Genomic DNA, 24121 nt, shown 5'->3' with positions numbered 1-24121 from the left:
TTTTTATTAACAAAAATGCAATTGATTTTTACCAAAAAAGCCATTAAAGTACAATAATGTCTTTTTTATTGCCTTTTTTTTATGTTTAATATAATTTTAGTATTAATTTTTTAAAGGATTAATTTTAAAATCGAAAACGTTTTCGACACAACGAAAACGTTATAGTTTGTTAATATCTTAATATTATCATAAATTTATATTTATGTTTGATGTTAATATTTAAACAAACCATTTAAACAAATTATTAACCAACTTATTTATTACGTATGAAAAATAGTCTAATTAAAGGCTTGATGGTGTTTCTAACGGTACTTTGTACAAGTTTGACGTATTCACAAGATGTGTCCGGTACAGTATCTGATAGCAGCGGTCCGCTTCCAGGGGCTTCTGTCTTAGTGAAAGGAACAACAAATGGAGCGCAAACTGATTTCGATGGAAAATTTACTATCAAGAATGTTGGCTCAAATGCAGTTTTAGTTTTTAGTTACATTGGTCTCAAAACTGAAGAATTAAATGTAGCAGGTAAAAGCACAGTTAATGTAGTATTAAAAGAAGACTCAGCTGAATTAAAAGAAGTTGTAGTTATAGGCTACGGTTCAGTTAGAAAGAAAGATGCAACTGGTGCAGTTGATCAAATTAGTGCAAAAGATTTTGACAATGTCTCTTCTCCTTCACCTGCTCAATTATTAAGAGGTAAGGTTGCCGGAGTACAAGTTACACAATCCAGCGGAGAGCCAGGTGCTGGAGTTGCAATTAGAGTTCGTGGTAACTCTTCTATCCGTTCAGGTAACAGTCCATTGATTGTTATTGATGGTGTACCTTTGGATGGAGGAAATGTTTCTGGTGGTGGGGATGATCTTTTAGGAACTTCTTCCTCTAAGAATCCATTAAACTTTGTGAATCAAAATGATATAGAAAGTATCAGTGTATTGAAAGATGCTTCCTCTACTGCAATATATGGTTCTCGTGGGTCTAATGGAGTAATCGTTATAACAACTAAAAAAGGAAAATCGAATGTACCACAATTAAGTTATAGCTCATCTGTACAATTTAGCAAAATGTCTGGTAAACTGGATGTTATGGATGCAAATCAATTTGTTGCTGCTGGTGGTATAGATAAGGGATCTAGAACTTATGATTGGGAAGATGCTGTTTTGAGAAATGGTTTTTCAACGAATCATGATCTGTCTTTTGCTAAAACTACTGAAAACTCGAATACTAGAATTTCCTTAGGTGCTTCAAGTACGGATGGTATCGTAAAAAATACAGGATTAGACAAATATAATGCTACTGTCTACAATTCAAATGACTACTTCAATGGTGCATTAAAAATAGAGCAAAGAGTTATTTATGCTTCTTTGAAAGATGAGGCTACTTTATTATCAAATAATGCTGGAGCTGTTGGGAATCTTATGGGAGCAGCTTTATACTGGAATCCAACTCTTCCTATATATGCTCCGGACGGATCTTACACTTTTGTAGGAAATGATTATTTGAATCCTGTTCAATTGCTAGATGCATACAAAGATTACACAAACACTAACAAATTATTAGCTAGTATTAATACTACTTGGAAAATCAATAGTAAATTGAAATACCAATTTTTGTTTGGTGTAGAGAGTTCAAATTCAAGCAGAAAAAGTCAGTTATTGCCAACGATTCAAATCACGAATGTTGCTCAAGCAACAGATCCTCTTACTTCAGTTACTAAATTTGGTCAGGCAAGTATTTCTAACTTGAATAAATTCAACAGAACTTTTGAGCATACCTTGAATTATAATAATGATTTTAGCGATAATTTTAATTTAGATGCCTTAGTGGGTTATTCATATTACGATTACACTGTTGATGGAAGTACTGCTATCGGTAAAGGATATAGTCCTTTGCAAACTAATTTAATTGACAATATCGAAGGTGGTATAAGAAGTGAGTTTAGAGTTAATTCATTTAGAAATAGAGTAGAATTGCAGTCCTATTTTGGTAGAGTAAATGCTACTTTGTACAAAAAATTAATTGTAACGGCTACTTTGCGTTCTGATGGTTCTACTAAATTAGGAAAGAATAATAAATACGACTATTTCCCTTCCGCAGGTATTGCATACAAATTTATTGAAGATAAAGAAGGATTGTTGAATAGTCTTAAACTTAGAGGTAGTTATGGTATCACAGGAAACCAGGAATTTGCACCTAACTCAGCAATTGCAAGAGTTTCATATGCATTAGATGGAAGTCAAGGTGAGCAAATTAACGCAAATGAAAATTTAAGATGGGAAACCACTAAATCCTATAGTGTAGGAGCAGATTTCGAGTTGTTTAACAACAAATTGACTGGTTCTGTAGATTATTTTCAAAGAGATACAAAAGATTTAATCTTTCCAGTTCCAGCGGCCTCTTCTCAGCCGGGTCCGCCAGCGCCACGTTTTGTAAACTTAGCGGGTAACTTAATCAATAAAGGGGTTGAAGTTTCTTTAAACTACAACGTAATAAATACGGAGGATTTGACATGGGATATTTCAGGGAATGCTTCATTCTTATCAAACGAGGTGAAAAACTTTCCTGGATTCATTGCTACAGGAGCGTTAAATGGTCAAGGTTTGTCTGGAGCTTACGCTCAGGTAGTTACAACTAATTACCCTGCATATACTTATTATCTTTATGAGTGGAGAGGGTATGATGCTGATGGGATGTCTATTTATGCAGATGCAGCCGGTAACGATACGGGTTTAGGTACAGCTGCAAAAAAATTATTAGACAAGCAACCTTTACCTAAAATCAATGTTGGTTTTACTACTTCTTTAGCTTACAAAGGCTTTGATACTAGTGCTTCTTTCTATGGTGCATTTGGTCATTACATCTATAATAACACAACCAATGCTAATTTCGCTAAAAGTGCATTTAGTGGTGATCCAGGTAAAAACATAACGCTGGAAGTAGCTACATCGCCTCAATCGACGGCTGATGTTTCCGCACCATCTACTAGGTATTTAGAAAAAGGTGATTTCTTCAGAATGGGGAATTTAACTTTGGGATATACTTTTAAAGGAGATGTAATAGAGAGGTTTAAAATGAAATCAGCTCGTTTTTATGTAAATGCCTCTAATTTATTTATTATCACCAGCTATTCAGGTTCTGATCCTGAGGTTGATACAGATAAATCATTAAACGGAGTACCTTCGGCAGGTATGGAATACTTATCATATCCAAGAGAAAAAAGCATCGCTGTTGGTCTTAATGTATCATTTTAATTAAAAGAACAATGAAAAGAATAAATATTATAAAAAGCATCTTTTTTGTAGGGACTATAGCTTTAGGCGTAGGTTGTACTAATTTAGATGAAGAAGTATTAGATGGTTATGTTAATAGTGCAGAAGAAGGTGGTGCTATTAATACTGCTGCTATATTGCAGTCATCTTATGAAGGATTACGAGGTTTTGAAACTCAAGGGCAAATGTTTGCTTTGGATGAAATGTCAACTGATGCTTTAGTGGGGCCAACTCGTGGTGGTGACTGGGATGATAATGCTACTTGGAGACAAATTCACGTGCATACGTGGGCACCAGATCATAATGAGGTTAGAAATGCATGGAATGCTTTGTTATCAAATGCATACAATTGTAGTTTAGTAGTAGAAAACGGTACGGGTTCTGAAGTAACACAGGCGCGTTTTTTAAGAGCTTTTTACTATTATAACGTAATTGATTTATTTGGGCAAGTTCCTTACAGAGAAGCAGGTTCTAAGTTGACAGATGATCCAAAAGTATGGACTAGAACTGAGGCTACTGATTTTGTAATTAGTGAACTAGAGGCTGTTGTCTCTCAATTACCTGCAAGAACTGCAAATGATGCAAGTATTGCAAACAAAGATGCAGCACATTTTTTATTAGCTAAATTGTATTTGAATAAAGGAGTGTTTACTGCCTCTGCGGCGGCAGGTCCATATACTTTTGCTGCTGCTGATATGACTAAGGTTGTTGAACATGTGAATGCTATTAGCAGTAGTTTAGCTACTGATTACTGGGATAACTTTAAACCTGCAAATAATACTTCACCAGAAATCTTGTTTTCGGCTAAGAACGTAAGAGGTGGAGCAGGTGGAGGAATTCAATACCATTGGAGAATGTCAATGCACTACAACCAAACTCCTGATGGATGGAATGGTTTCTCTACTGTTGCAGAGTACTACAACAAGTTTAATCCAAATGACAGACGTATCAAAAATGCTGATCCGGCAATCATCACTGCTTTCGGTAATCCTGTTGGATTACAAGTTGGCCAAATGTACAAACCTGGAGGAACAGTTGCTTTGAATGACAGAAGAGGGAATCCATTATTTTTTACTCCGGCAGTAACTTTAATTACAAGCGGAGCTACTTTGGAGACAGCTGGTATCAGAATGCAAAAATACATTCCAGATGCGGCTAATGTGAATACCCCGGATAATGATTATGTATTCATGAGATATTCGGATGCTTTGTTAATGAAGGCAGAAGCAATCTTAAGAGGAGGTACAGGAAGTGTTGGAACTATTATGACTGACATCGCTGCTAGATCAGGTCAAGCAGCATCAGCAGCAACTTTAGACGGAGTATATTTAGAGAGAGGAAAAGAATTATGGTTAGAAGGATGGAGAAGAAATGATATGATTCGTTTTGGTAAATTCTTGGAAGCAAGAGAATTGAAGCCTTATGTTTCAGATGCTAAATATATTTTGTTCCCAATTCCAGCGGATGCATTATTTAATGCGAATTTGACACAAAACCCTGGTTATTAAAGATTTGTTTACTATTAATTGTTTTTTGAGTTAGTTATAAAGAGGGTATTTATTACCCTCTTTATTTTATATCTATTTTATTCTTTTTTTATATCAATATTATATAAATTAGGCAATTCTAAACAAGCAATTACCTAACTAAAATGCCTCAATATAATATGTCAAATCGTTTTGTCTTATTACCCCTAATTATTCTGTTTTTTTCCAATTGTTCCAAAGAAAATTCAGAGAATAAAGACGCTTTGTTTTCCAAATTAGATGCTTCCCAAACTGGAATTGATTTTATCAATGAAGTGAAAAATGGTGCGGATATGAATATATTCAAGTACCGAAATTTTTACAATGGTGGTGGTGTAGCTATTGGAGACATTAATAATGATGGTCTTTCGGATGTTTATTTTACTTCTAATCTCGGAACCAACAAACTCTACTTAAATAAAGGGAATTTTAAATTTGAGGATATTTCTAAAAAAGCAGGTGTTCAAGGAACTAAAACTTGGTCAACTGGCGTAGTAATGGTTGATTTAAATGCGGATGGTTTACTCGATATTTATGTTTGTAATGCAGGAAATAGTTTGGGCGACCAACAAAAAAATGAGCTTTTCATCAATAACGGCAATAATACTTTTACTGAAAAAGCAGCTGAATATAATCTGGCCGATACAGGAATTACAACTCACGCAGCTTTCTTTGATTATGATAAAGATGGAGATTTAGATGTCTATATTCTGAACAACAGTTTTATTCCGGTAAGCAGTCTTAATTATTCCAATAAAAGAGATTTAAGAGATAAAGATTGGGATGTAGCCGAAATTCTGAAAGGTGGAGGAGATAAACTTTTGCGTAATGATAATGGAAAATTTGTAGATGTAAGTGAAAAATCAGGTATTTATGGAAGTCTGATAGGCTTTGGTCTTGGAGTTACCGTGGGAGATGTAAACGGGGATTTATATCCAGATATTTACATTTCGAATGATTTTTATGAAAGAGATTATTTATACATAAATAATAAAAACGGAACCTTTACCGAACAAATTCAGGGATGGACATCACACATCAGCCAATCTTCAATGGGAGCTGATATGGCAGATGTGAACAATGACGGGAAAGCCGATATTTTTGTAACAGATATGTTACCGGAACCGGACGAACGCTTAAAAACGACTACAAATTTTGAAAACTATGATTTATTTACAAGAAAAGTAAATCTGGATTTTTATACACAATATATGCAGAATACGCTGCAAATAAATAATGGCAATAATCAATTTCTTGAAATAGCGAATCATGCCGGCGTTGCTAAAACTGACTGGAGTTGGGGTGCTTTATTATTTGATATGGACAATGATGGTTACAAAGATATCTATGTTTGTAACGGAATTTTTAACGATTTAACCAATCAGGATTTTGTTGATTTTTTTGCCAATGAATTTATGCAGAAAATGGTTGTTACTGGTAAAAAAGAAGAAATACAAACCATTATCAGTAAAATGCCAAGTACACCAATACCTAATTACGCCTTCAAGAATAATAAAAATCTGACCTTTAGTAATGAGGCCATAAAGTGGGGATTAGATACTCCAAGTTTTTCTAATGGAGCAGCTTATGGCGATTTAGATAATGACGGCGATTTAGATTTGATTGTCAATAATGTCAACATGGAATCGTTTATCTATCGCAATAACTCGCAAAAAAACAAAAACAATCATTATATAAAAGTAAAGTTGAAAGGCGAAGGGCAAAATAAGTTTGCTGTTGGAAGTGTTGTCGAATTATTCTCGGGTAAAGAAATTTTGAGACAAGAATTAATTCCTTCCAGAGGTTTTCAATCATCAATTGATTATGTGATGACTTTTGGAATTGGAACCAAAAAAATTGATTCATTACAAGTAATTTGGCCAAATGGTAAATTTCAAACGATTAAGAAAATAGCCAATAATAGCACTTTAAATTTGGATATTACCAATGCTAAAGTAGATTACGTTCCAAAAATTGTCAAGTCAAAACCATTATTTACTGAAAAGAAAAATCAATTTTTAGCACACAAAGAAAATAATTATGTCGATTTTGATCATGAAGGTTTAATTTCTAAAATGCTTTCTCAAGAAGGGCCGTCATTAGCAGTTGCTGATATTAACGGTGATGGGAATGAGGATGTTTTTATTGGCGGAGCCAAAGGGCAAGCCGGTAAAATATATTTAAATAAAGGGAATGGTAATTATTCAGTTACTGATCAGAAGGATTTAGATGCAGATGCTATTTTTGAAGATACTGCGGCCAGTTTTTTTGATGCTGATAATGATGGAGACATCGATTTATTGGTGGGTTCTGGTGGAAATGAAAAAGCGGATCAGGCGAATTATAAAAACCGTCTGTATTTGAATAACGGAAAAGGAGTTTTTGTGAAAAGCAAAACCAATATGCCAACAACCAAAAACAACGTCTCGGTAATAGCACCAAATGATTTCGATAATGATGGTGATATTGATGTGTTTATAGGAAGCCGAAGCGTTCCGGGTGTTTATGGAATTGATCCTAAACATTTGTTATTGGAAAATGACGGCAAAGGAAATTTTACTAACGTAACGGATAAAAAAGCATTCAAAATTAACTCGGTTGGAATGATAACCGATGCAATTTGGGAAGATATTGATAATGATTCCAAAAAAGATTTAATTTTAGTTGGGGATTGGACAGCTCCAATGATTTTCAAAAATAATGGACGCCGATTAGTAGAATTTAAATCGAATCTTTCGGGTTATCTAGGTTTTTGGAATGCTGTAAGTTGTGTTGACTTGAACAATGACGGCAAAAAAGATTTGATTCTGGGAAATAAAGGGACAAATACGAACTACAAAGCAACGAGTGCAAATCCAATGAAATTGTTTACCAATGATTTTGATAATAATGGAACTATTGAACAAATCGCAACCCGTTCTATTGAAGGCAAAGATTTACCCATAAATCTAAAACAAGAATTAGCCAAGCAAATCCCTTCAATTAAGAAGAAAAATTTGAGTTATGCGGATTATTCTAAGAAAACATTTCAGGAATTATTTGCTAAAGAAGTAGTCGATAATTCAATCCAGAAGACAGTAAATATTCAAGAAAGTGTTATTGCAATCAACAAAGGAAATGGCAAGTTTGAGGTAAAAGCACTTCCAAAAGAAGTTCAGTTTTCATGTGTGAATACCATTACTACAATGGATGTTAATAATGATGGAATTTTGGATTTAATATTGGGCGGAAATCAATACGAATTCAAACCACAATTCTCCCGACTGGATGCTAATTACGGCAGTGTACTTTTAGGAAGTAAAAACGGAACTTTTTCCTGGTTGCCTTACAATCAATCCGGTTTCTTCATAAAAGGGGAAGTAAAACAGGTGAAAATAGTAAAAGATAAAAACAAAACAGTTTCAATTATAGCTGTTGTAAATGATAATACTCCAAAAATATTTAGACGTAATGAATAATTTTTTCAGAATAGGACTGGCTTCATTGCTGTTTATGGGTTGTTCCAAAAAGGAAGGACAATTGTTTGAAAAATTGTCTTCTGACGAAAGCAATATCACTTTCAATAACGAATTAGTTGAGTCCAAAAATATCTCTATTTTAGATTATCTCTATTATTATAATGGCGGAGGAGTAGCTCTTGGTGACATCAATAATGATGGTTTGGTAGATATTTATTTTACTTCAAATCAGGGAAAAAATAAATTGTACTTAAATAAAGGAAAAAATAAATTTGAGGATATTTCAGCAAAAGCTGGAGTTGAAAGTCAAAGTGATTGGAACGCGGGAACCGTTATGGCTGATGTAAATGGAGATGGATATCTTGATATTTATGTTTGTGCGGTAGTTGGGATTAATGGTTTTGAAGGTCAAAATGAGTTGTTTATCAATAATAAAGACAACACGTTTACTGAAAGCGCGGCTGAATACGGATTGGATTTAGATAATTACAGCTCTTCGGCAGCATTTTTTGATTATGATTTAGATGGAGATTTAGACATGTATTTATTGAATCACGCCGTACATTCTGAATCATCTTTTGGAAATGCAGCTGTTCGAAATAAAAGAAGCTACGAATGTGGCGATAAATTATTCCGAAATGATAATGGAAAATTTGTAGATGTTAGTGAACAGGCAGGAATTTTTGGCGGTGCTAATGGCTATGGTTTGGGATTAGCAGTTTCTGATTTTAATTTAGATGGTTATCCGGATATTTATGTGGGGAATGATTTTCATGAAGATGATTATTACTATTTAAATAATGGTGACGGAACTTTTACTGAAAGTTTGAAACAGTATTTTGGTCACACCAGTCGTTTTTCAATGGGGGTTGATGTTGCAGATGTAAATCATGACGGTTTTCCCGATATTTTAAGTTTAGATATGTTGCCCGAAGATGAGAAAGTTTTGAAATCGTCTTTAGGGGATGATAATGTACAAATGTTGAAAATGAGAACCGAAAAACTAGGCTATCATTATCAATACTCCAGAAATACGTTGCAGTTAAATCAAGCAGGTGGCGGTTTCACTGAAACGGCTTTGTTGAGCGGTGTTGCGGCAACTGATTGGAGTTGGAGTACTTTATTTGGGGATTATGATCAAGATGGAGAGCAGGATATTTTTGTAAGTAACGGAATTCCAAAGCGTCCTAACGATTTAGATTACGTGAAATACTATTCAAACGATCAAATAAAAAGCAAAATCAGCACGACGAAGTTATTGGATAAAGAAGCGTTGAAGCGAATGCCAAAGGGAAATGTGACCAATTATGTTTTTCAAGGTGCAGCTGATTTGCAGTTTAAAAACCGTTCAAGTGATTGGATAGAAAACGACTCTATAATTTCAAATGGTAGTGGTTATGCGGATATTGACAATGATGGAGATCTAGATGTAATTACCAATAATACCAACGCAATTGCATCCGTTTATATCAATAAAACGGATACCAAATCAAACTATTTAAAATTAAAACTGCGATTTACAGGAAAAAACACGTTTGGGATAGGAGCCAAAGTAATTTCGTATTCCAAAGGAAAAAAACAATTTAAGGAACTGCAAACCACTAGAGGATTTCAGTCATCATCAGAACCAATAATTCATTTTGGTTATGGAAAAACAACTAAAATAGATTCGTTAGTGGTGATTTGGCCAGATAAAACGTATCAAACAATAAAGAATGTTAAAACGTGTCAAACACTTACCATAAAAGCCAATCAGAACAGAAAAGCTTTTGATTATAAAAAATTGCATCCAAGTGTTTTGCCAATTTTCAAAAAAGTAGAAGCTGGTTTGGGAATTGACTTTGTGCATCAGGAAAACGATTTTATAGATATTTTATCACAAAAACTGATTCCATACCAACGTTCTGATCGTGGCTCTGCAACTACAGTTGGGGATTTGAATGGCGATGGTAAAGAAGATATTTTCTTTGGTGGTTCCAAAGGTAAAAAAGCAGCGATTTATTTTCAAAATGCTACCGGGTTTTCTAAAAAAGGATTTTCTGTAATCGAAAAAGACTCTATTTTTGAAGATGCTTCCGTTGCCATAGGCGATTTTAATAATGATAAAACGAACGACATTTATGTTGCTTCCGGTGGAGGTGAAAACGCATCTAATTTGCAAGACCGTTTGTATTTAAATAAAGACAATCAGTTTCTAAATACAGTTTTGCCTAAGCTGACTCAAAATGCATCAGTTGTAAAGGCTTTTGATTATGATAAAGACGGAGATTTAGATATTTTTGTGGGCAATAATTCAATCAATAATAGATTTGGAAGCATGCCGGATTGTTATTTGTTGAACAACAATAAAGGAGTATTTACTATTGTTCAAAATAAAACTTTTGAGAAAATAGGAATGGTTACCGATGCTGTTTTCACTGATTTCAACAAAGATGGAAAAACAGATTTAATTGTTGTTGGTGAATGGATGAAACCTACTTTTTTCGCTAATAAAAACGGTAAATTCACTGATGTAACAGCAACCGTTTTTCCAGAAAAAAGCAATGGATTATGGCAGTCAGTACTTTCGTTTGACATTGATCAGGATGGTGACGAAGATTATTTGGTAGGAAACTGGGGAATGAATTCTAAATTTAAAGCTTCACAGGATTTTCCGATGAAAATGTATTATGATGATTTTGATGCTAACGGATCTTTTGAAACTATCGTGGCAATTGAAAAAAATGCAAAATATTACACAACATTAGGGCTGGACGAATTAGCGGAACAATTCAGCGGAATGCTAAAAAAGAAATTCAATAGTTATAAATCGTTCGCAGGAAAAACACTTGAAGAAGTTTTTGATCCAAAAATGCTGGAGAAAGGAAAGTTATTCGAAGTTCATAATTTGAAATCTGGTTACTTAAGAAACGATAAAGGGAAATTTACTTTTGTTCCTTTTTCGAATAAAATGCAAGTGGCTCCAATCACTAGTTTTCTGAAATCTAATTTTGATTCAGATGCTAAAGAGGAAGTTTTTGTAGCCGGAAATTACTTTGGGGTTTCACCATATCACAGTAGATTTGATGGTTTTTCAGGTGCTTTAATCAAAAATGAGAAAACCATATTTTTAGGTAATCAAATAGGAATCAACTTGACTCAAAAGGCAGTTAGACATTTGGATATAATCAATTTCAATGGAAAGAAATATATGTTGATTACCATCAATAATAAAAAAGCTGAATTGTATGAACTGCCTTCAGCTAAGAAATAATTTAATGATAAAAAAAATAATTAAACCCAATAACATGAACTCTAAAATTTATCTTTTAGGACTTGTGATGCTTTTTTTAACTTCATGTAAAAAAGACACTCCTATTAAAGTAACAACAGATGATTTCTGTGCGGCAGTTGATACTGTAACAGGAATTATGGTCCATGATATATTTTCGCCTCCGGTTGCCAGCAGAATTTATGTTTATCCTAATGTTGCCGCTTATGAGATTATGGCTCAAAACAACACTAAATATGAAAGTTTACAAGGGCAGTTAAAAGGGTTAGATTCTATTCCTAAACTAGATCCTAAAAGTGGCGTAAATAAAAATTTAGCAGCAATTATTGCCCATATTGAAGTGAGTAAACAACTCATTTTTTCTGAAGTAGCATTAGAAAAATATCGAGATAGTTTATATAAAAAATGGGGTTCTGAAAATCAAAAAGAATTTGATGTGTCTAAAGAATATGCCTTGAAAGTGGTAGACAGAATCAAAATGTGGATGGGTAAAGATAATTATAAAGAAACGCGAACTTCTTCTAAATTTTCAGTTTATGCAGATCAACCGGGCAGATGGCAGCCAACTCCGCCATCTTACATGGATGGTGTGGAACCACATTGGGGCGAAATAAGAACTTTAGTTATGGATTCGGCTTCACAATTCAGGCCTATTCCAGCTTATCCGTTTTCCACGGATAAAAACTCTGCTTTTTACAAAGAGGCCAAAGAAACATATGATGTAGGAAATTTGATTTCTGAAAAATTAATAGAAGTAGAGAAAAATCCAGGCAAACCAATTCCTGAAGAATCGGCTATTGCTTCCTTTTGGGATTGTAATCCCTATGCTACAGTCATACAAGGACACATGATGTTTGCAAAGAAGAAAAATACACCTGATGCGCATTGGATTAACATTACTAAAATTGCTTTAAAAAAATCGAAATCAGATTTTGAAACTACTGTTTTTGCGTATACTATAACATCAATTGGAATTTTTGAAAGTTTCATTAGTTGCTGGGAAGAAAAATATAGAAGTAATGTTGTGCGTCCTGAAACGTATATAAATCAAAACATAGATGAAAACTGGAGACCACAATTACAAACGCCTCCTTTTCCGGAATATGTAAGTGGACATTCTGTTGTTTCTTCGTGTTCGGCAATTATTCTAACCTCTATTTTTGGAGATAATTTTAGTTATATCGATGACTCAGAAGTTTCTTTTGGGTTGCCTAAAAGACCTTTTAAATCATTTAAACAAGCAGCTGCAGAGGCTTCAATAAGCAGGCTTTACGGAGGAATTCATTATAGAGCCGCTATTGAGAATGGTGTTGCGCAAGGCAATAATATCGGAGATTACATCAATAACACATTAAAGATGATTAAAAAATAATGACAGTCAGTAAAAAAATTATAATAGCTTGTAGTGCTTTTTTATCCTTGTTTTTAATTTGGTATTTATTCATAAAGAAGACTGATTACAGTATTTCGTTCAAAGTAAATGCAGCTACAGGAACTGTTTTTCAAGGAATTCAGGAGTGGTCAAATGCTCAGGGTTTAAAGGATTCTGAAAAGTATGTGATTTTAGAAAAAAGAAATTTTGACTTTATTAAACAAGAAATGACCAAAAAAGAGGTTAAAATGCACTACACTTGGGACATTACTTCTATCAATGATTCGGTTACAAAAGTGAATGTTGGTATCAAGGATTTGAATCATAGTTGGTATAATAAACTGACAGCGCCATTTTTTAATACTGAATTCAAGCAAGAACAAATCAAAAAAATAACTGATTTTAAGAAAGGTTTGAGCGAACACTTGAAAAATTTTAAAGTCAGAATTGATGGAGAAGGTGTGTCAGAAGAAACATTTGTGGCTTATATTAATTTGAAAAGTGTTTTACAGGAAAAAGCACGATATATGATTGCTAATGACGCTCTTATTACTGGTTTTCTCTTTGAAAATCAAATAAAAATAATAGGAAGACCCTACTTAGAAATTGTAAAATGGGATCTTGATAAAGAGACAATAGATTTTAATTATTGTTTTCCAGTTGAAAAACCTACAAACAATATTGTAAATGATGTTGTTAAATTCAAAACCCTGCCTGTTGTTAAAGGATTAAAAGCTACTTATTACGGCAATTTCAGAACTTCGGACAGAGCTTGGTTTTCGTTGTTTGATTATGCAAAAAAGAACAATCTTAAATTGGAAAATAAAGTACTGGAACATTTCCTGTCAAATCCTTTCAATGGGGGAGAAGAGCTGCAATGGGAAACTAAAATAATTATTCCATTTGCTTCTAAATAAAGAGCAGATTATTTAGGTAATTTAAATTTATCGAAAACGTTTTCGGGTCTTCCGAAAACGTTTTTGTTTTTATTCTGTTTTTAATTGGCAATATTAAAATTAAATTTAGAAAAAATTAACAAATTAACCACCTAGAATGAATTTAAAAGTAAAATTGAGCTTTTGGCAGATAATCAATATGAATGTTGGTTTTTTTGGAATACAGTACAGTTTTGGTTTACAACAAAGTGCCGTAAATCCTATTTATGATTTTTTACATGCAAGTCCAGATCAAATTCCTATACTAAATCTTGCGGGACCTTTAACCGGCTTATTGATTCAACCTATTATTGGTGCGATGAGTGATAAAACTTGGCATCCAAGATGGGGAAGACGCAAACCCTACTTTTTTATTGGAGCCATAATTTGTAGTATCGCTTTATTTCTATTCCCATTTAGCAGTTCTTTATGGATGGCCGCTGGTTTACTTTGGATTTTAGATATTGGAAACAATACTGCAATGGAACCGTATCGCGCTTTTATTGCGGATACATTAGACGAAGAGCAGCAACCAACAGGTTTTCAGGCACAGAGTTTCTTTACTGGTTTCGGGCAGTTTCTCGCTTATATTTCCCTTTTTCTGTTTCCAATTGTTTTTGTTGGTTATACTGGGTCGTTACCCACATGGATTTACGCTTCCTTCTTTTTAGGTGCAATCCTTTCGATCTCTTCTATATGGTGGAGTATGAGCAAAACGAAAGAAATCCCGCCAACAGCAGAAGAAATTGCCATTTTAAAAGCAGAACCCTTAAAGATTTTTTCGCCCTTTATTGATATTTACCAGGCCGTTTTAGAAATGCCTACAGTGATGTGGCAACTGTTTCTAGTATATCTTTTTCAGTGGTATGCCATGATGTGCTATTGGCAAAACAATTCAAAAAGTATTGCCTTATCCGTTTGGAATGTAACCCCAAAGAACGTGATGGGGTATGAAAAAGCAGTTGAATGGAACGGATTAATTGGTGCTTTTGGATTTATAGTTACATTTTCAATTGCTTTTTATTTGGCAAAATTAGCCAAGAAGCATGGTGCTAAAATGATTCATTTTGTGTGCTTGTTATTTGGAGCCGTTTCTTTTTTGTGGTTTCCAATAGTCCAAAACCAATACGTATTTTTTGCTGTGATTATTGGATACGGAATTGCTTGGGCAAGCATGATGGGAATTCCGTATTTGATGGTTGTTGCTGTTGTTCCAAAAGAGCGTTATGGAGTTTACATGGGTATTATAAATATGATGATTGTTATTCCGATGATAATTCAAAACCTATCGTTTGGTTACATTTTAAAAAACTTTTTAGATAATGATCCTCGTCAAGCAATTACTTTTGCAGGTGTTCTGTTGCTAATGAGTGCTTTTTGTACCCTTTTAATTAAAACTAAAAAAGCTTCAATAGAATAATATGAACAGTGATTTAAATTATACAAAAGCAATTGAGTTGCTTGAGAAAGTATCTTCTTCAGAAGGATTTTTAGCTAGTGCCCAAAACATTTCTAACTATAAAAGAGTCTGGGCTCGGGATGGTGTGATTTGTGGATTGGCGGCTTTGGCTTCGGGAGATGAAAAACTAATCGAAACATTCCGCAAGACATTAGAAACATTAGCTAGTAATCAACATAAAAACGGGACTATTCCATCGAATGTAATGACACATGGAGATAAAGTTGAGGTTAGTTATGGCGGATTGGCAGGAAGAGTAGATGCGGTGACTTGGTTTGTAATCGGGATTTGTCAATATGCGTATTGTACAAAAGACATCACCTTTGTGGCAAAATACGATACTGAAATTGAAAAGTGTTTTGCGCTTTTGGAGGCTTGGGAGTTTAACAACAAAGGGCTTTTATATGTTCCATTATCAGGAAATTGGGCGGATGAATACATCACTGATGGTTACGTTTTGTATGATCAATTACTCCGAATTTGGGCTTTGAAAAGTTACAACCATTTTGCACATGACGATTTAATTACTGCCAAAATTGTTGCAATAACAAAGCAACTTGAAATTAATTTCACGCCAAATTCAGTTGGAGAGAAATACCACGAAAGAGCGTACAATGAATTGAATTTTCAAGAATACATGCCGTGTTCTTTTTCGCCAGCGGGTTATAAAACACAGTTTGATGCTTTTGCAAATTCGTTGGCTTTGTATTTAAATATTGGTTCCGAAAGTTTTCAAAATACAATTTTAGAATATTCAATTGCGCTTAAAAACGAAATGAAATTACAGTTGCTGCCGGCTTTTTGGCCACCAATAAAAGAAACTGATTTAGACTGGAATTTGCTGAAAAACAATTGCAAATACGAGTTTAGGAATTATCCGAATGAGTTTCATAACGGTGGAAGTTGGTCAATGGTCAATGGATTTTATGGATTGGCTTTGCTTTCGAAAGGAAAAAACAAGGAAGCAAAGGAGCTCTTAATAGCTATAAATGAAGTGAACGCCATTGAAAATTTCAGTTTCTACGAAAATTTCAATAGTGAAACCAAAGCCCCAAATGGTGTTCCTTTTTGTGCTTGGAGCGGTGCTGCAACGGTGCTATTGCACCAAAGTTTACATACAAATTTTAAATTTTTAGTTTAATTGGAAAAGACAATAGACATACTATGTGCAGGCGAAGTTTTGATTGATTTTATTGGTCATGAAATGAATACGTCTATAAATAGAACCAAAGATTACCATCGTTTTTTGGGAGGTTCACCAACAAATGTTGCTGTAAATGCGACGCGTATGGGACTTAAATCAGTATTAGTAGCCACCTGTGGAGAAGATGGATTAGGCGAATATATTGTTCGAAAGTTAAAATCGAATCATGTAATTACATCTCATATTAGAAAATCAGACACTCATCCGACTTCCGTAATATTTGTTTCAAAATCGACTAGTACGCCTGATTTTATTCCGTATAGAGAAGCAGATTGTCAGATTGAGCAAAGTCAAATACCGAATGATTTACTGGAAAGTGCCAAAATTTTCCATACGACTTGTTTTGCTTTAAGCAAAAATCCAGCTCGGACAACTATTGTGGAAAGTGCCAAACGAGCGAAATCATTAGGATTGCAAACGAGTATTGATATTAATTTTTCGGAAAGAATTTGGCCTGATCGGGAAGAGGCGAAACAGGTTTTGAAGGATTATTTATCAACAAATCCCTTGGTGAAATTAAGCGAGGATGATTGTTACCGCCTTTTCGCGGAAGCAAAAACAGAAGATTTTATTTTTGACTATTTTCATGATTTAGGCGCTTCAACTATTTGTTTGACAAAAGGGAAAGATGGCGTAGTGTTGTCCAATATTGACTCTGGAATGTTTCATCAAAAAGCCTTGCCGGTAGAAGATATTAAAGATACAACAGGAGCAGGAGACGCTTTTTGGACGGGTTTTTTATATGCTCAATTGTTGAATAAAAACTTTGAAGAAACGATAACTATTGCACAGAAACTGGCAGTTTTAAAACTTCAGAATGTAGGCAGATTGCCAGAAGGAATAGATATTCAGGAATATTTAAATACCGATTTATAATTTAAATTTAAGTAATAATTCAACTCAAATAATAGGTAAAAGATGAAAAAAAGTACGGTTAAAATTGCAATGTATCTCAATTACTTTGTATTTGCGATTCTGCTGAACAGCGTAGGAATTGTGATATTAAAGGCACAAAAAAATTACGGTGTGGATGAATTGCAAGCAAGCGTTTTAGAGGCTTTCAAGGATTTACCCATCGCCATAGTTTCCTTTTTAATCGCTTCTTTTTTACCAAGAATAGGATACAAGAGAGCCATGCTTATTGGTTTAGCTCTGGTTTCTGTAGCTTGTATTAGTATGTATTTTGGGAATTCTTTTGGAACGGCAAAATTACTTTTTGCTACCGTTGGTGTTTCTTTTGCATTGATAAAAGTATCCGTGTATTCCCTTATTGGAACCATAACAGAGAATCAGCAGGAACACAATAGTTTGATGAGTAGTATTGAAGGTGTGTTTATGATAGGAATTGCATTAGCGTATTTCTTGTTCCCGGCTTTTAATTCTGATGCGAATCCAGATGCTTGGTTGAACGTATATTGGTTACTGGCTGCGATTTCTTTAGTCTCTTTTGGTTTTTTATTTTTTACCAAATTCGAAAATCAAACCGAAATTCCGGGTGTTGATTTAGTAGATGACTTTAAACAAATGTTCAAATTATTTGCAAAACTATTAACCATAGTTTTTGTAATCAGTGCATTCTTGTTTGTAATGATTGAGCAGGGAATCATGTCTTGGCTGCCAACTTTTAATAGTAAAGTGTTACATCTTCCGGAGAATATAAGCATTATGATGGCAAGTATTTTGGCTATTTCATTAGCTGTAGGAAGACTTGTAGCAGGTGTAATTACTAAAAGAGTCAATTGGATTTGGGTACTTAGTTTTTGTATCGTAGCAGCGATGCTTATTGTGATTTTTGTACTTCCTAAAACGGTTGGATTAGATGTCAAAGAAATCAATTCGCTTAGTGATATTCCTTTGATAGGATTTGCTTTTCCATTAGTAGGACTTTTTATTGCGCCGATTTATCCACTTTTAAATTCAGTGGTTTTAAGTGCTTTGCCTAAAAAACTGCATAGTTCAATGACTGGTTTAATTGTTGTTTTCTCTGCACTTGGCGGAACTTTAGGTTCCAGGGTTATTGGTTATTTATTTAAAAACGAAGGACCGGAAAATGCTTTTTATTATACTTTATTTCCAATGTCATTACTGCTTGTTTCTTTCTTTATTCTAAAAAAACTAACTGCCAAACAATGAAATTTGTACTCAACATAGATAAAGTATTCCAGGAACTATTGCTTCAAGAGGATACTGACAAGGATAAAAAAATTACGAAAGACGACAATGGACCTAAAAAATTTGTTTTGGTTGATGAAACTACGAAACAAGAAGAAGTGATTGTTGGGACGTATCATTTGTCCAATTTATTACAGGAATTAGCCCAGCTTAAGGAAACGAATTCAGCATTGGGTGAAGTGGATTTGAGTCGCATTCAAGAGAATCCAGTTCAGCGAATTTCAAGAAAAATTAGGGATGATTATTGGGGAGAACTAACTAGAACCATTGACAAAAAAGGATTGACACAAATTATTGAAGACGAAAAAACGTCTAGTGATGTAGCAACGCTTTATGTTGCTGCCAAAGACAAACAAGGAGTTACTTATTTTCAGGCATTAGAAAAAGAATTGCCAAATTTTAAAGTTGAAATTCTTCCGGAAAATTATTCAGTGGAATATGTGGAAACTTTAAATGAAAAACCAGGAATTCTGGCTTTGGCTTTGGAACAAAAAATATACAGTCTGCAAGGCGTTCCTTTTGTAGTTCCTGGTGGAAGATTTAACGAAATGTATGGTTGGGACAGTTATTTTATTGGCGTTGGGTTGCTGATTGATGGTCAAATTGGTAAAGCAATCGCGATTGCTGAAAATTTTAAATACCAAATTATTCATTACGGAAAAATTCTGAATGCGAATAGAAGTTATTACTTGACACGAACCCAACCACCGTTATATTCTTCTTTGATTGTCGAAATTGCAAAAAAGAAAACACCAAGTTTAGAGTGGTTAAGAAGCCATCTGGAAACGGTTATTTTGGAATACAACACGGTTTGGATGGTTCAAGGAAACCGATTGACACCAACTGGTTTAAACCGATACAAAGCGGACGGAATTGGAATGCCATTTGAAGTGGAGCCCGGACATTTCGATGATGTTTTAGAACCGTATGCTAAAAAATATAATTTACCTATTCGAGAATTCGAAAAGCAATATTTACAGCGAACTCTTGTGGATGCGGAACTGGATGAGTATTTCGTTCATGACAGAAGCATGAGAGAAAGCGGGCACGACACCACTAACAGATTGATTAATACGTGTGCCAATTTGAATTCAGTGGATGTGAACAGTTTTCTTTATAAGTATGAAAAAGACGTTGCCTATCTAATTAAAACCTATTTCGGGAACGCTTTTCAAGTTGGTGATATCATTTATACTTCGGAGGAATGGGAACAAAAAGCGCTTTTCCGTAAAGATAAAATGAATGAACTGTGCTGGAACGAGGACGCAAGTATGTATTTCGATTATGATTTTGTGAACCATAAGCAGTTTTCGTTTGAAGCTGCAACAACATTTTTTCCTTTGTGGGCTGGGCTGTGTGATGAACATCAGGCCAAAAAATTAGTTGAAATAGCCTTGCCGCAATTTGTAAAAACTGGTGGTATAACCGGAAGTACTAAGGCGAGTATCGCAAATGTTCCAGAAGAAGCGCCGCAACGACAATGGGATTATCCTTTTGGTTGGGCGCCACACCAAATGTTGCTTTGGGAAGGATTGATTAACTATAATTATTTAGATAAAGCACAAGAAATGGTGTACCGATGGTTGTGGTTAATTACCAGAAATGCGGTGGATTATAATGGTACGATTCCGGAAAAATTTGATTTAGAAATCAGTTCCCATAAAGTTTTTGCCGAATATGGAAATGTAGGAACTGAATTTGATTACATCGCAAAGGAAGGTTTTGGTTGGGTGAATGCGTCCTATCAATATGGATTACAAATTTTGAACGAAGAATTAAAAGAGAAATTAGGAACGTTAGTTTCTCCCGATGATATATTTTAGAGGTTAAAAAAATGTTTTTTGTTGTTTGAATGCATATTTTTTTTAACTTTATAATTCACTAAATGAGTCCATTATGACAGTTAATCAAATTTTAAGCACTAAAGGAAAGGAAGTTTATTCCATACTTTCCACTAACACTGTATACGAAGCATTGACAGTGATGAGCGAAAAAAACATCGGGGCAATTCTTATCATTGAAGATACTGTTCTTAAAGGGGTTTTGTCTGAAAGAGATTATGCTCGAAAAATTGTTTTGAAAGCAAAATCTTCAAAGAAAGCCTTTGTTCATGAAATCATGGAGAACGATGTAGTTACAGTAAGTCCATCAGATAATTTAGAATATTGCATGGAATTGATGAGTACCAAAAGAGTTCGTCACCTTCCTGTTTTAGAAAATAATATTGTAATTGGAATCATCTCAATAAGTGATGTCGTAAAAGCCATAATCGAGATGCAAAAAGATACTATTCAACATTTAAATTCTTATATAACCCAATAAAAAGAATCAAAATAATGATACTTACAGAAAGCTGCAGTTATTGCGGCTTTTTTTTTGGAATCCAATTATGCTTGTTTTTATACAAAAGAATGGGGGAAAAGTCCTCTTTTTTTAAATCTAGACCCCTATCTTTGTAAGCTAGAATAAAATCTAAAAACAATGGAAAAGAATAGCAAAAGAAGAGAAGCATTATTATACCACGCAAAGCCAACTCCTGGTAAAATTCAAGTAGTTCCCACTAAGAAATATGCAACACAAAGAGATTTGTCTTTGGCGTATTCTCCTGGTGTAGCTGAGCCGTGTTTAGAAATTGCAAAAGACGTAAACAACGTTTATAAATATACCGCTAAAGGAAATTTAGTTGCTGTAATCACTAATGGAACTGCAGTTTTAGGATTGGGTGATATAGGTCCGGAAGCATCAAAACCAGTAATGGAAGGTAAAGGATTATTGTTTAAAATTTTTGCTGATATTGATGTGTTTGACATCGAAATTGGAACTAAAGATATTGAAGAATTCATCCAGACAGTTAAAAATATAGCACCAACTTTTGGCGGTATAAACTTGGAGGATATTAAAGCACCGGAATCTTTTGAAATTGAAAGAAGATTAGTCGAAGAGTTAAATATTCCTGTGATGCACGATGATCAGCATGGAACAGCTATCATATCATCTGCAGCATTGTTGAATGCTTTAGAATTAGCGGATAAAAAAGCAGAAGATGTAAAAATGGTCGTTTCGGGAGCAGGTTCTGCTGCTTTGGCTTGTGCCGATTTATATGTTTTGTTAGGAGTGAAAATTGAAAATATTTTCATGTTCAATAGCAAAGGATTATTAACAAAAGACAATCCGAAATTATCAGAATTACAGTTAAAGTATGCAAAAGATATACCTTCTATGAATTTAGAAGAAGCATTAGTTGGTGCGGATATCTTTTTAGGTCTTTCCACCGGAGGAATTATGTCTCCACAAATGCTGCTTGGAATGGCTGATAATCCTATCGTTTTTGCAATGGCAAATCCTGATCCGGAAATTGATTATAATTTGGCAATTGCAACTCGTAAAGATGTAATTATGGCAACAGGACGTTCTGATTTTCCTAATCAGGTGAATAACGTTCTTGGATTTCCTTATATTTTTAGAGGAGCATTAGATGTTCGTGCTACCAAAATTAACGAAGCCATGAAAATGGCCGCAGTTAAAGCTTTGGCTTTATTGACTAAAGAGTCAGTTCCAGAACAAGTGAATGTTGCTTATGGAGCTACAAAATTAAATTTTGGAAGAGAGTACATTATCCCAAAACCATTTGATCCAAGATTAATAACGATTGTTGCGCCTGCTGTGGCCAAAGCGGCAATGGATTCTGGAGTAGCATTAAATCCGATTACTGATTGGAAAAAATACGAAGAAGAATTATTAGACCGCTTAGGGAATGATAATAAAATGGTTCGTCTGATTGCAAACAGAGCAAAAATGGATCCAAAAAGAATAGTTTTTGCTGAAGCAGATCATTTAGATGTTCTTAAAGCAGCTCAAATTGTATGGGAAGAAGGTATCGGTTTTCCAATTTTATTAGGGAACAAAGAAATTATTTTAGAATTAAAAGAGGAAATTGGTTTTGATGCCGATGTTCAAATTATAGATCCTAAAATTGACGAGGAAGAAGCCAGAAGAAATAAGTTTGCCAATACATACTGGTCATCAAGACAAAGACGTGGTATTTCGTTTTTGGATGCTCAGAAATTAATGCGTGAAAGAAACTATTTTGCAGCAATGATGGTCAATGAGGGAGAAGCAGATGCATTGGTAACAGGGCATTCCAGAAGTTATCCTTCAGTGGTTAAACCAATGTTACAGCTTATTGACAAAGCGCCGGGAGCTTCTATTGTAGCTACTACTAATATGATGATGACGGCTCGTGGGCCAATGTTTTTATCGGATACCGCTATAAATATTAATCCATCCGCTGACGATTTAGCTAAAATTGCAATCATGACGGCTAAAACGGCCAAAATGTTTGGGGTAGAACCGGTTATAGCAATGATCTCATTTTCTAATTTTGGATCTTCAACAAGCGAAAGCGCAAACAAAGTAAGAGAAGCAGTTTCTTATTTGCATAAAAATCATCCTGATATGATTATTGATGGAGAAATCCAAGCGGATTTCGCCTTGAATCCAGAAATGTTGAAAGCTAAGTTCCCTTTTTCTAAACTAGCCGGTAAAAAAGTAAACACGTTGATTTTTCCAAATCTGGAATCAGCGAATATTACCTATAAACTGTTGAAAGAATTAAATAAGGTGGATTCTATAGGACCTATCATGTTAGGAATGGGAAAACCAGTTCACATATTTCAATTAGGTGCCAGCGTTGAGGAAATGGTCAATATGGCGGCAATTGCTGTGATTGATGCTCAAGAAAAAGAAATGAAAAAAGTAAAACAAGTTTAATAGTCTGTAGACGAGAAGCATAGTTAAAATTTTAAATTTAATTTAACCGTATGCTAATTTTGTTATATTTGGAAATATATTAAGACTTCATGATAGCACATTTACAAGGTAAACTAGTAGAAAAATCACCAACACAAATAATTATTGATTGTGGAGGCGTTGGCTACCATGTTAATATTTCTTTACATACGTATTCTTTACTTCCAAGTACAGATTTCATAAAAGTGTATACGCATCTTCAGATAAAGGAGGATGCGCATACACTTTTTGGTTTTATGGAAAAGTCAGAAAGAGAGATTTTCAGACTCTTATTGTCCGTTTCTGGAATAGGAGCTAGTATAGCTCGGACGATGCTTTCTTCATTAGATCCAAAACAAATTACCAATGCCATAGCATCTGCGGATGTAGTTACAATTCAGTCCATTAAAGGTATAGGAAGTAAAACAGCACAAAGAGTAATACTGGATTTGAAAGAAAAAGTATTAAAATTGTATGATTTAGACGAAGTTTCTATGTCGCAAAGCAATACAAATCGAGATGAAGCGTTATCAGCTTTGGAAGTTTTAGGATTTGTACGAAAAACTTCTGAAAAAATTATAGAAAAAATTGTTAAAGAAGATCCGGATGCTTCTGTGGAAACAATTATCAAAAAAGCTTTAAAAAACCTTTAAAAGGTATTCAAGAAACACGA

At 34.3% G+C, this 24121-nt stretch carries 14 protein-coding genes; all 14 read left to right on the top strand.

Annotated features, from left to right (window positions below; translation table 11 throughout):
* The first annotated feature begins 266 nt into the window (after positions 1-266).
* The 14 genes from DR980_RS04260 to ruvA all read left to right on the top strand — a co-directional run bounded on the left by DR980_RS04260 (position 267) and on the right by ruvA (position 24101).
* Positions 267-3245, top strand: coding sequence for a SusC/RagA family TonB-linked outer membrane protein (locus tag DR980_RS04260; RefSeq protein ID WP_244199254.1), 2979 nt, complete (start codon positions 267-269; stop codon positions 3243-3245).
* Positions 3246-3256: 11 nt separating this feature from the next.
* A complete protein-coding gene (locus tag DR980_RS04255) occupies positions 3257-4771 on the top strand; it encodes a RagB/SusD family nutrient uptake outer membrane protein (RefSeq protein WP_113634022.1) in 1515 nt (504 codons plus the stop codon).
* Positions 4772-4914: 143 nt separating this feature from the next.
* Positions 4915-8247, top strand: a complete 3333-nt coding sequence (locus tag DR980_RS04250; protein WP_244199253.1) for a VCBS repeat-containing protein — start codon at positions 4915-4917, stop codon at positions 8245-8247.
* Complete coding sequence (locus DR980_RS04245; protein WP_113634215.1) at positions 8240-11500, top strand: VCBS repeat-containing protein; 3261 nt, start codon at positions 8240-8242, stop codon at positions 11498-11500. Before DR980_RS04250 ends, DR980_RS04245 begins: the two co-directional genes overlap by 8 nt.
* A gap of 34 nt (positions 11501-11534) precedes the next feature.
* The gene (locus DR980_RS04240; protein WP_113634214.1) at positions 11535-12890 is read left to right on the top strand and encodes a vanadium-dependent haloperoxidase; all 1356 of its coding nucleotides are present in this window, start codon (positions 11535-11537) and stop codon (positions 12888-12890) included.
* Complete coding sequence (locus DR980_RS04235) at positions 12890-13807, top strand: hypothetical protein (RefSeq protein WP_113634020.1); 918 nt, start codon at positions 12890-12892, stop codon at positions 13805-13807. Before DR980_RS04240 ends, DR980_RS04235 begins: the two co-directional genes overlap by 1 nt.
* 136 nt (positions 13808-13943) lie before the next feature.
* Complete coding sequence (locus DR980_RS04230; protein ID WP_113634019.1) at positions 13944-15245, top strand: MFS transporter; 1302 nt, start codon at positions 13944-13946, stop codon at positions 15243-15245.
* Between the two features lies 1 nt (position 15246).
* Positions 15247-16425, top strand: a complete 1179-nt coding sequence (locus tag DR980_RS04225; RefSeq protein ID WP_113634018.1) for a glycoside hydrolase 100 family protein — start codon at positions 15247-15249, stop codon at positions 16423-16425.
* A complete protein-coding gene (locus tag DR980_RS04220; RefSeq protein WP_113634017.1) occupies positions 16426-17364 on the top strand; it encodes a carbohydrate kinase family protein in 939 nt (312 codons plus the stop codon).
* Between the two features lie 42 nt (positions 17365-17406).
* The gene (locus tag DR980_RS04215) at positions 17407-18621 is read left to right on the top strand and encodes an MFS transporter (protein ID WP_113634016.1); all 1215 of its coding nucleotides are present in this window, start codon (positions 17407-17409) and stop codon (positions 18619-18621) included.
* Positions 18618-20483 carry a trehalase family glycosidase gene (locus DR980_RS04210; RefSeq protein ID WP_113634015.1) on the top strand — a complete coding sequence of 622 codons (1866 nt, stop codon included), beginning with the start codon at positions 18618-18620 and terminating at the stop codon, positions 20481-20483. Before DR980_RS04215 ends, DR980_RS04210 begins: the two co-directional genes overlap by 4 nt.
* 73 nt (positions 20484-20556) lie before the next feature.
* Positions 20557-20982 (top strand): CBS domain-containing protein, encoded by a 426-nt coding sequence (locus DR980_RS04205; RefSeq protein WP_113634014.1) that lies wholly within the window; start codon positions 20557-20559, stop codon positions 20980-20982.
* Positions 20983-21141: 159 nt separating this feature from the next.
* Entirely contained in the window at positions 21142-23430 is a 2289-nt protein-coding gene (locus DR980_RS04200; RefSeq protein ID WP_113634013.1) for an NADP-dependent malic enzyme, read from the top strand.
* 89 nt (positions 23431-23519) lie between these two features.
* Complete coding sequence (ruvA, locus tag DR980_RS04195; protein WP_113634012.1) at positions 23520-24101, top strand: Holliday junction branch migration protein RuvA; 582 nt, start codon at positions 23520-23522, stop codon at positions 24099-24101.
* The last annotated feature ends 20 nt before the right edge of the window (positions 24102-24121 follow it).

The organism is Flavobacterium psychrolimnae (genome assembly GCF_003312425.1).
Taxonomy (GTDB): Bacteria; Bacteroidota; Bacteroidia; order Flavobacteriales; family Flavobacteriaceae; genus Flavobacterium; species Flavobacterium psychrolimnae.
This window is presented reverse-complemented; position numbering and strand designations above follow the sequence as displayed.

Bases quoted from the DNA above. Each gene is read 5' to 3' on its own strand.
- DR980_RS04260 (WP_244199254.1), top strand. From the start codon at position 267: ATGAAAAATAGTCTAATTAAAGGCTTGATGGTGTTTCTAACGGTACTT.
- DR980_RS04255 (WP_113634022.1), top strand. From the start codon at position 3,257: ATGAAAAGAATAAATATTATAAAAAGCATCTTTTTTGTAGGGACTATA.
- DR980_RS04250 (WP_244199253.1), top strand. From the start codon at position 4,915: ATGCCTCAATATAATATGTCAAATCGTTTTGTCTTATTACCCCTAATT.
- DR980_RS04245 (WP_113634215.1), top strand. From the start codon at position 8,240: ATGAATAATTTTTTCAGAATAGGACTGGCTTCATTGCTGTTTATGGGT.
- DR980_RS04240 (WP_113634214.1), top strand. From the start codon at position 11,535: ATGAACTCTAAAATTTATCTTTTAGGACTTGTGATGCTTTTTTTAACT.
- DR980_RS04235 (WP_113634020.1), top strand. From the start codon at position 12,890: ATGACAGTCAGTAAAAAAATTATAATAGCTTGTAGTGCTTTTTTATCC.
- DR980_RS04230 (WP_113634019.1), top strand. From the start codon at position 13,944: ATGAATTTAAAAGTAAAATTGAGCTTTTGGCAGATAATCAATATGAAT.
- DR980_RS04225 (WP_113634018.1), top strand. From the start codon at position 15,247: ATGAACAGTGATTTAAATTATACAAAAGCAATTGAGTTGCTTGAGAAA.
- DR980_RS04215 (WP_113634016.1), top strand. From the start codon at position 17,407: ATGAAAAAAAGTACGGTTAAAATTGCAATGTATCTCAATTACTTTGTA.
- DR980_RS04210 (WP_113634015.1), top strand. From the start codon at position 18,618: ATGAAATTTGTACTCAACATAGATAAAGTATTCCAGGAACTATTGCTT.
- DR980_RS04205 (WP_113634014.1), top strand. From the start codon at position 20,557: ATGACAGTTAATCAAATTTTAAGCACTAAAGGAAAGGAAGTTTATTCC.
- DR980_RS04200 (WP_113634013.1), top strand. From the start codon at position 21,142: ATGGAAAAGAATAGCAAAAGAAGAGAAGCATTATTATACCACGCAAAG.
- ruvA (WP_113634012.1), top strand. From the start codon at position 23,520: ATGATAGCACATTTACAAGGTAAACTAGTAGAAAAATCACCAACACAA.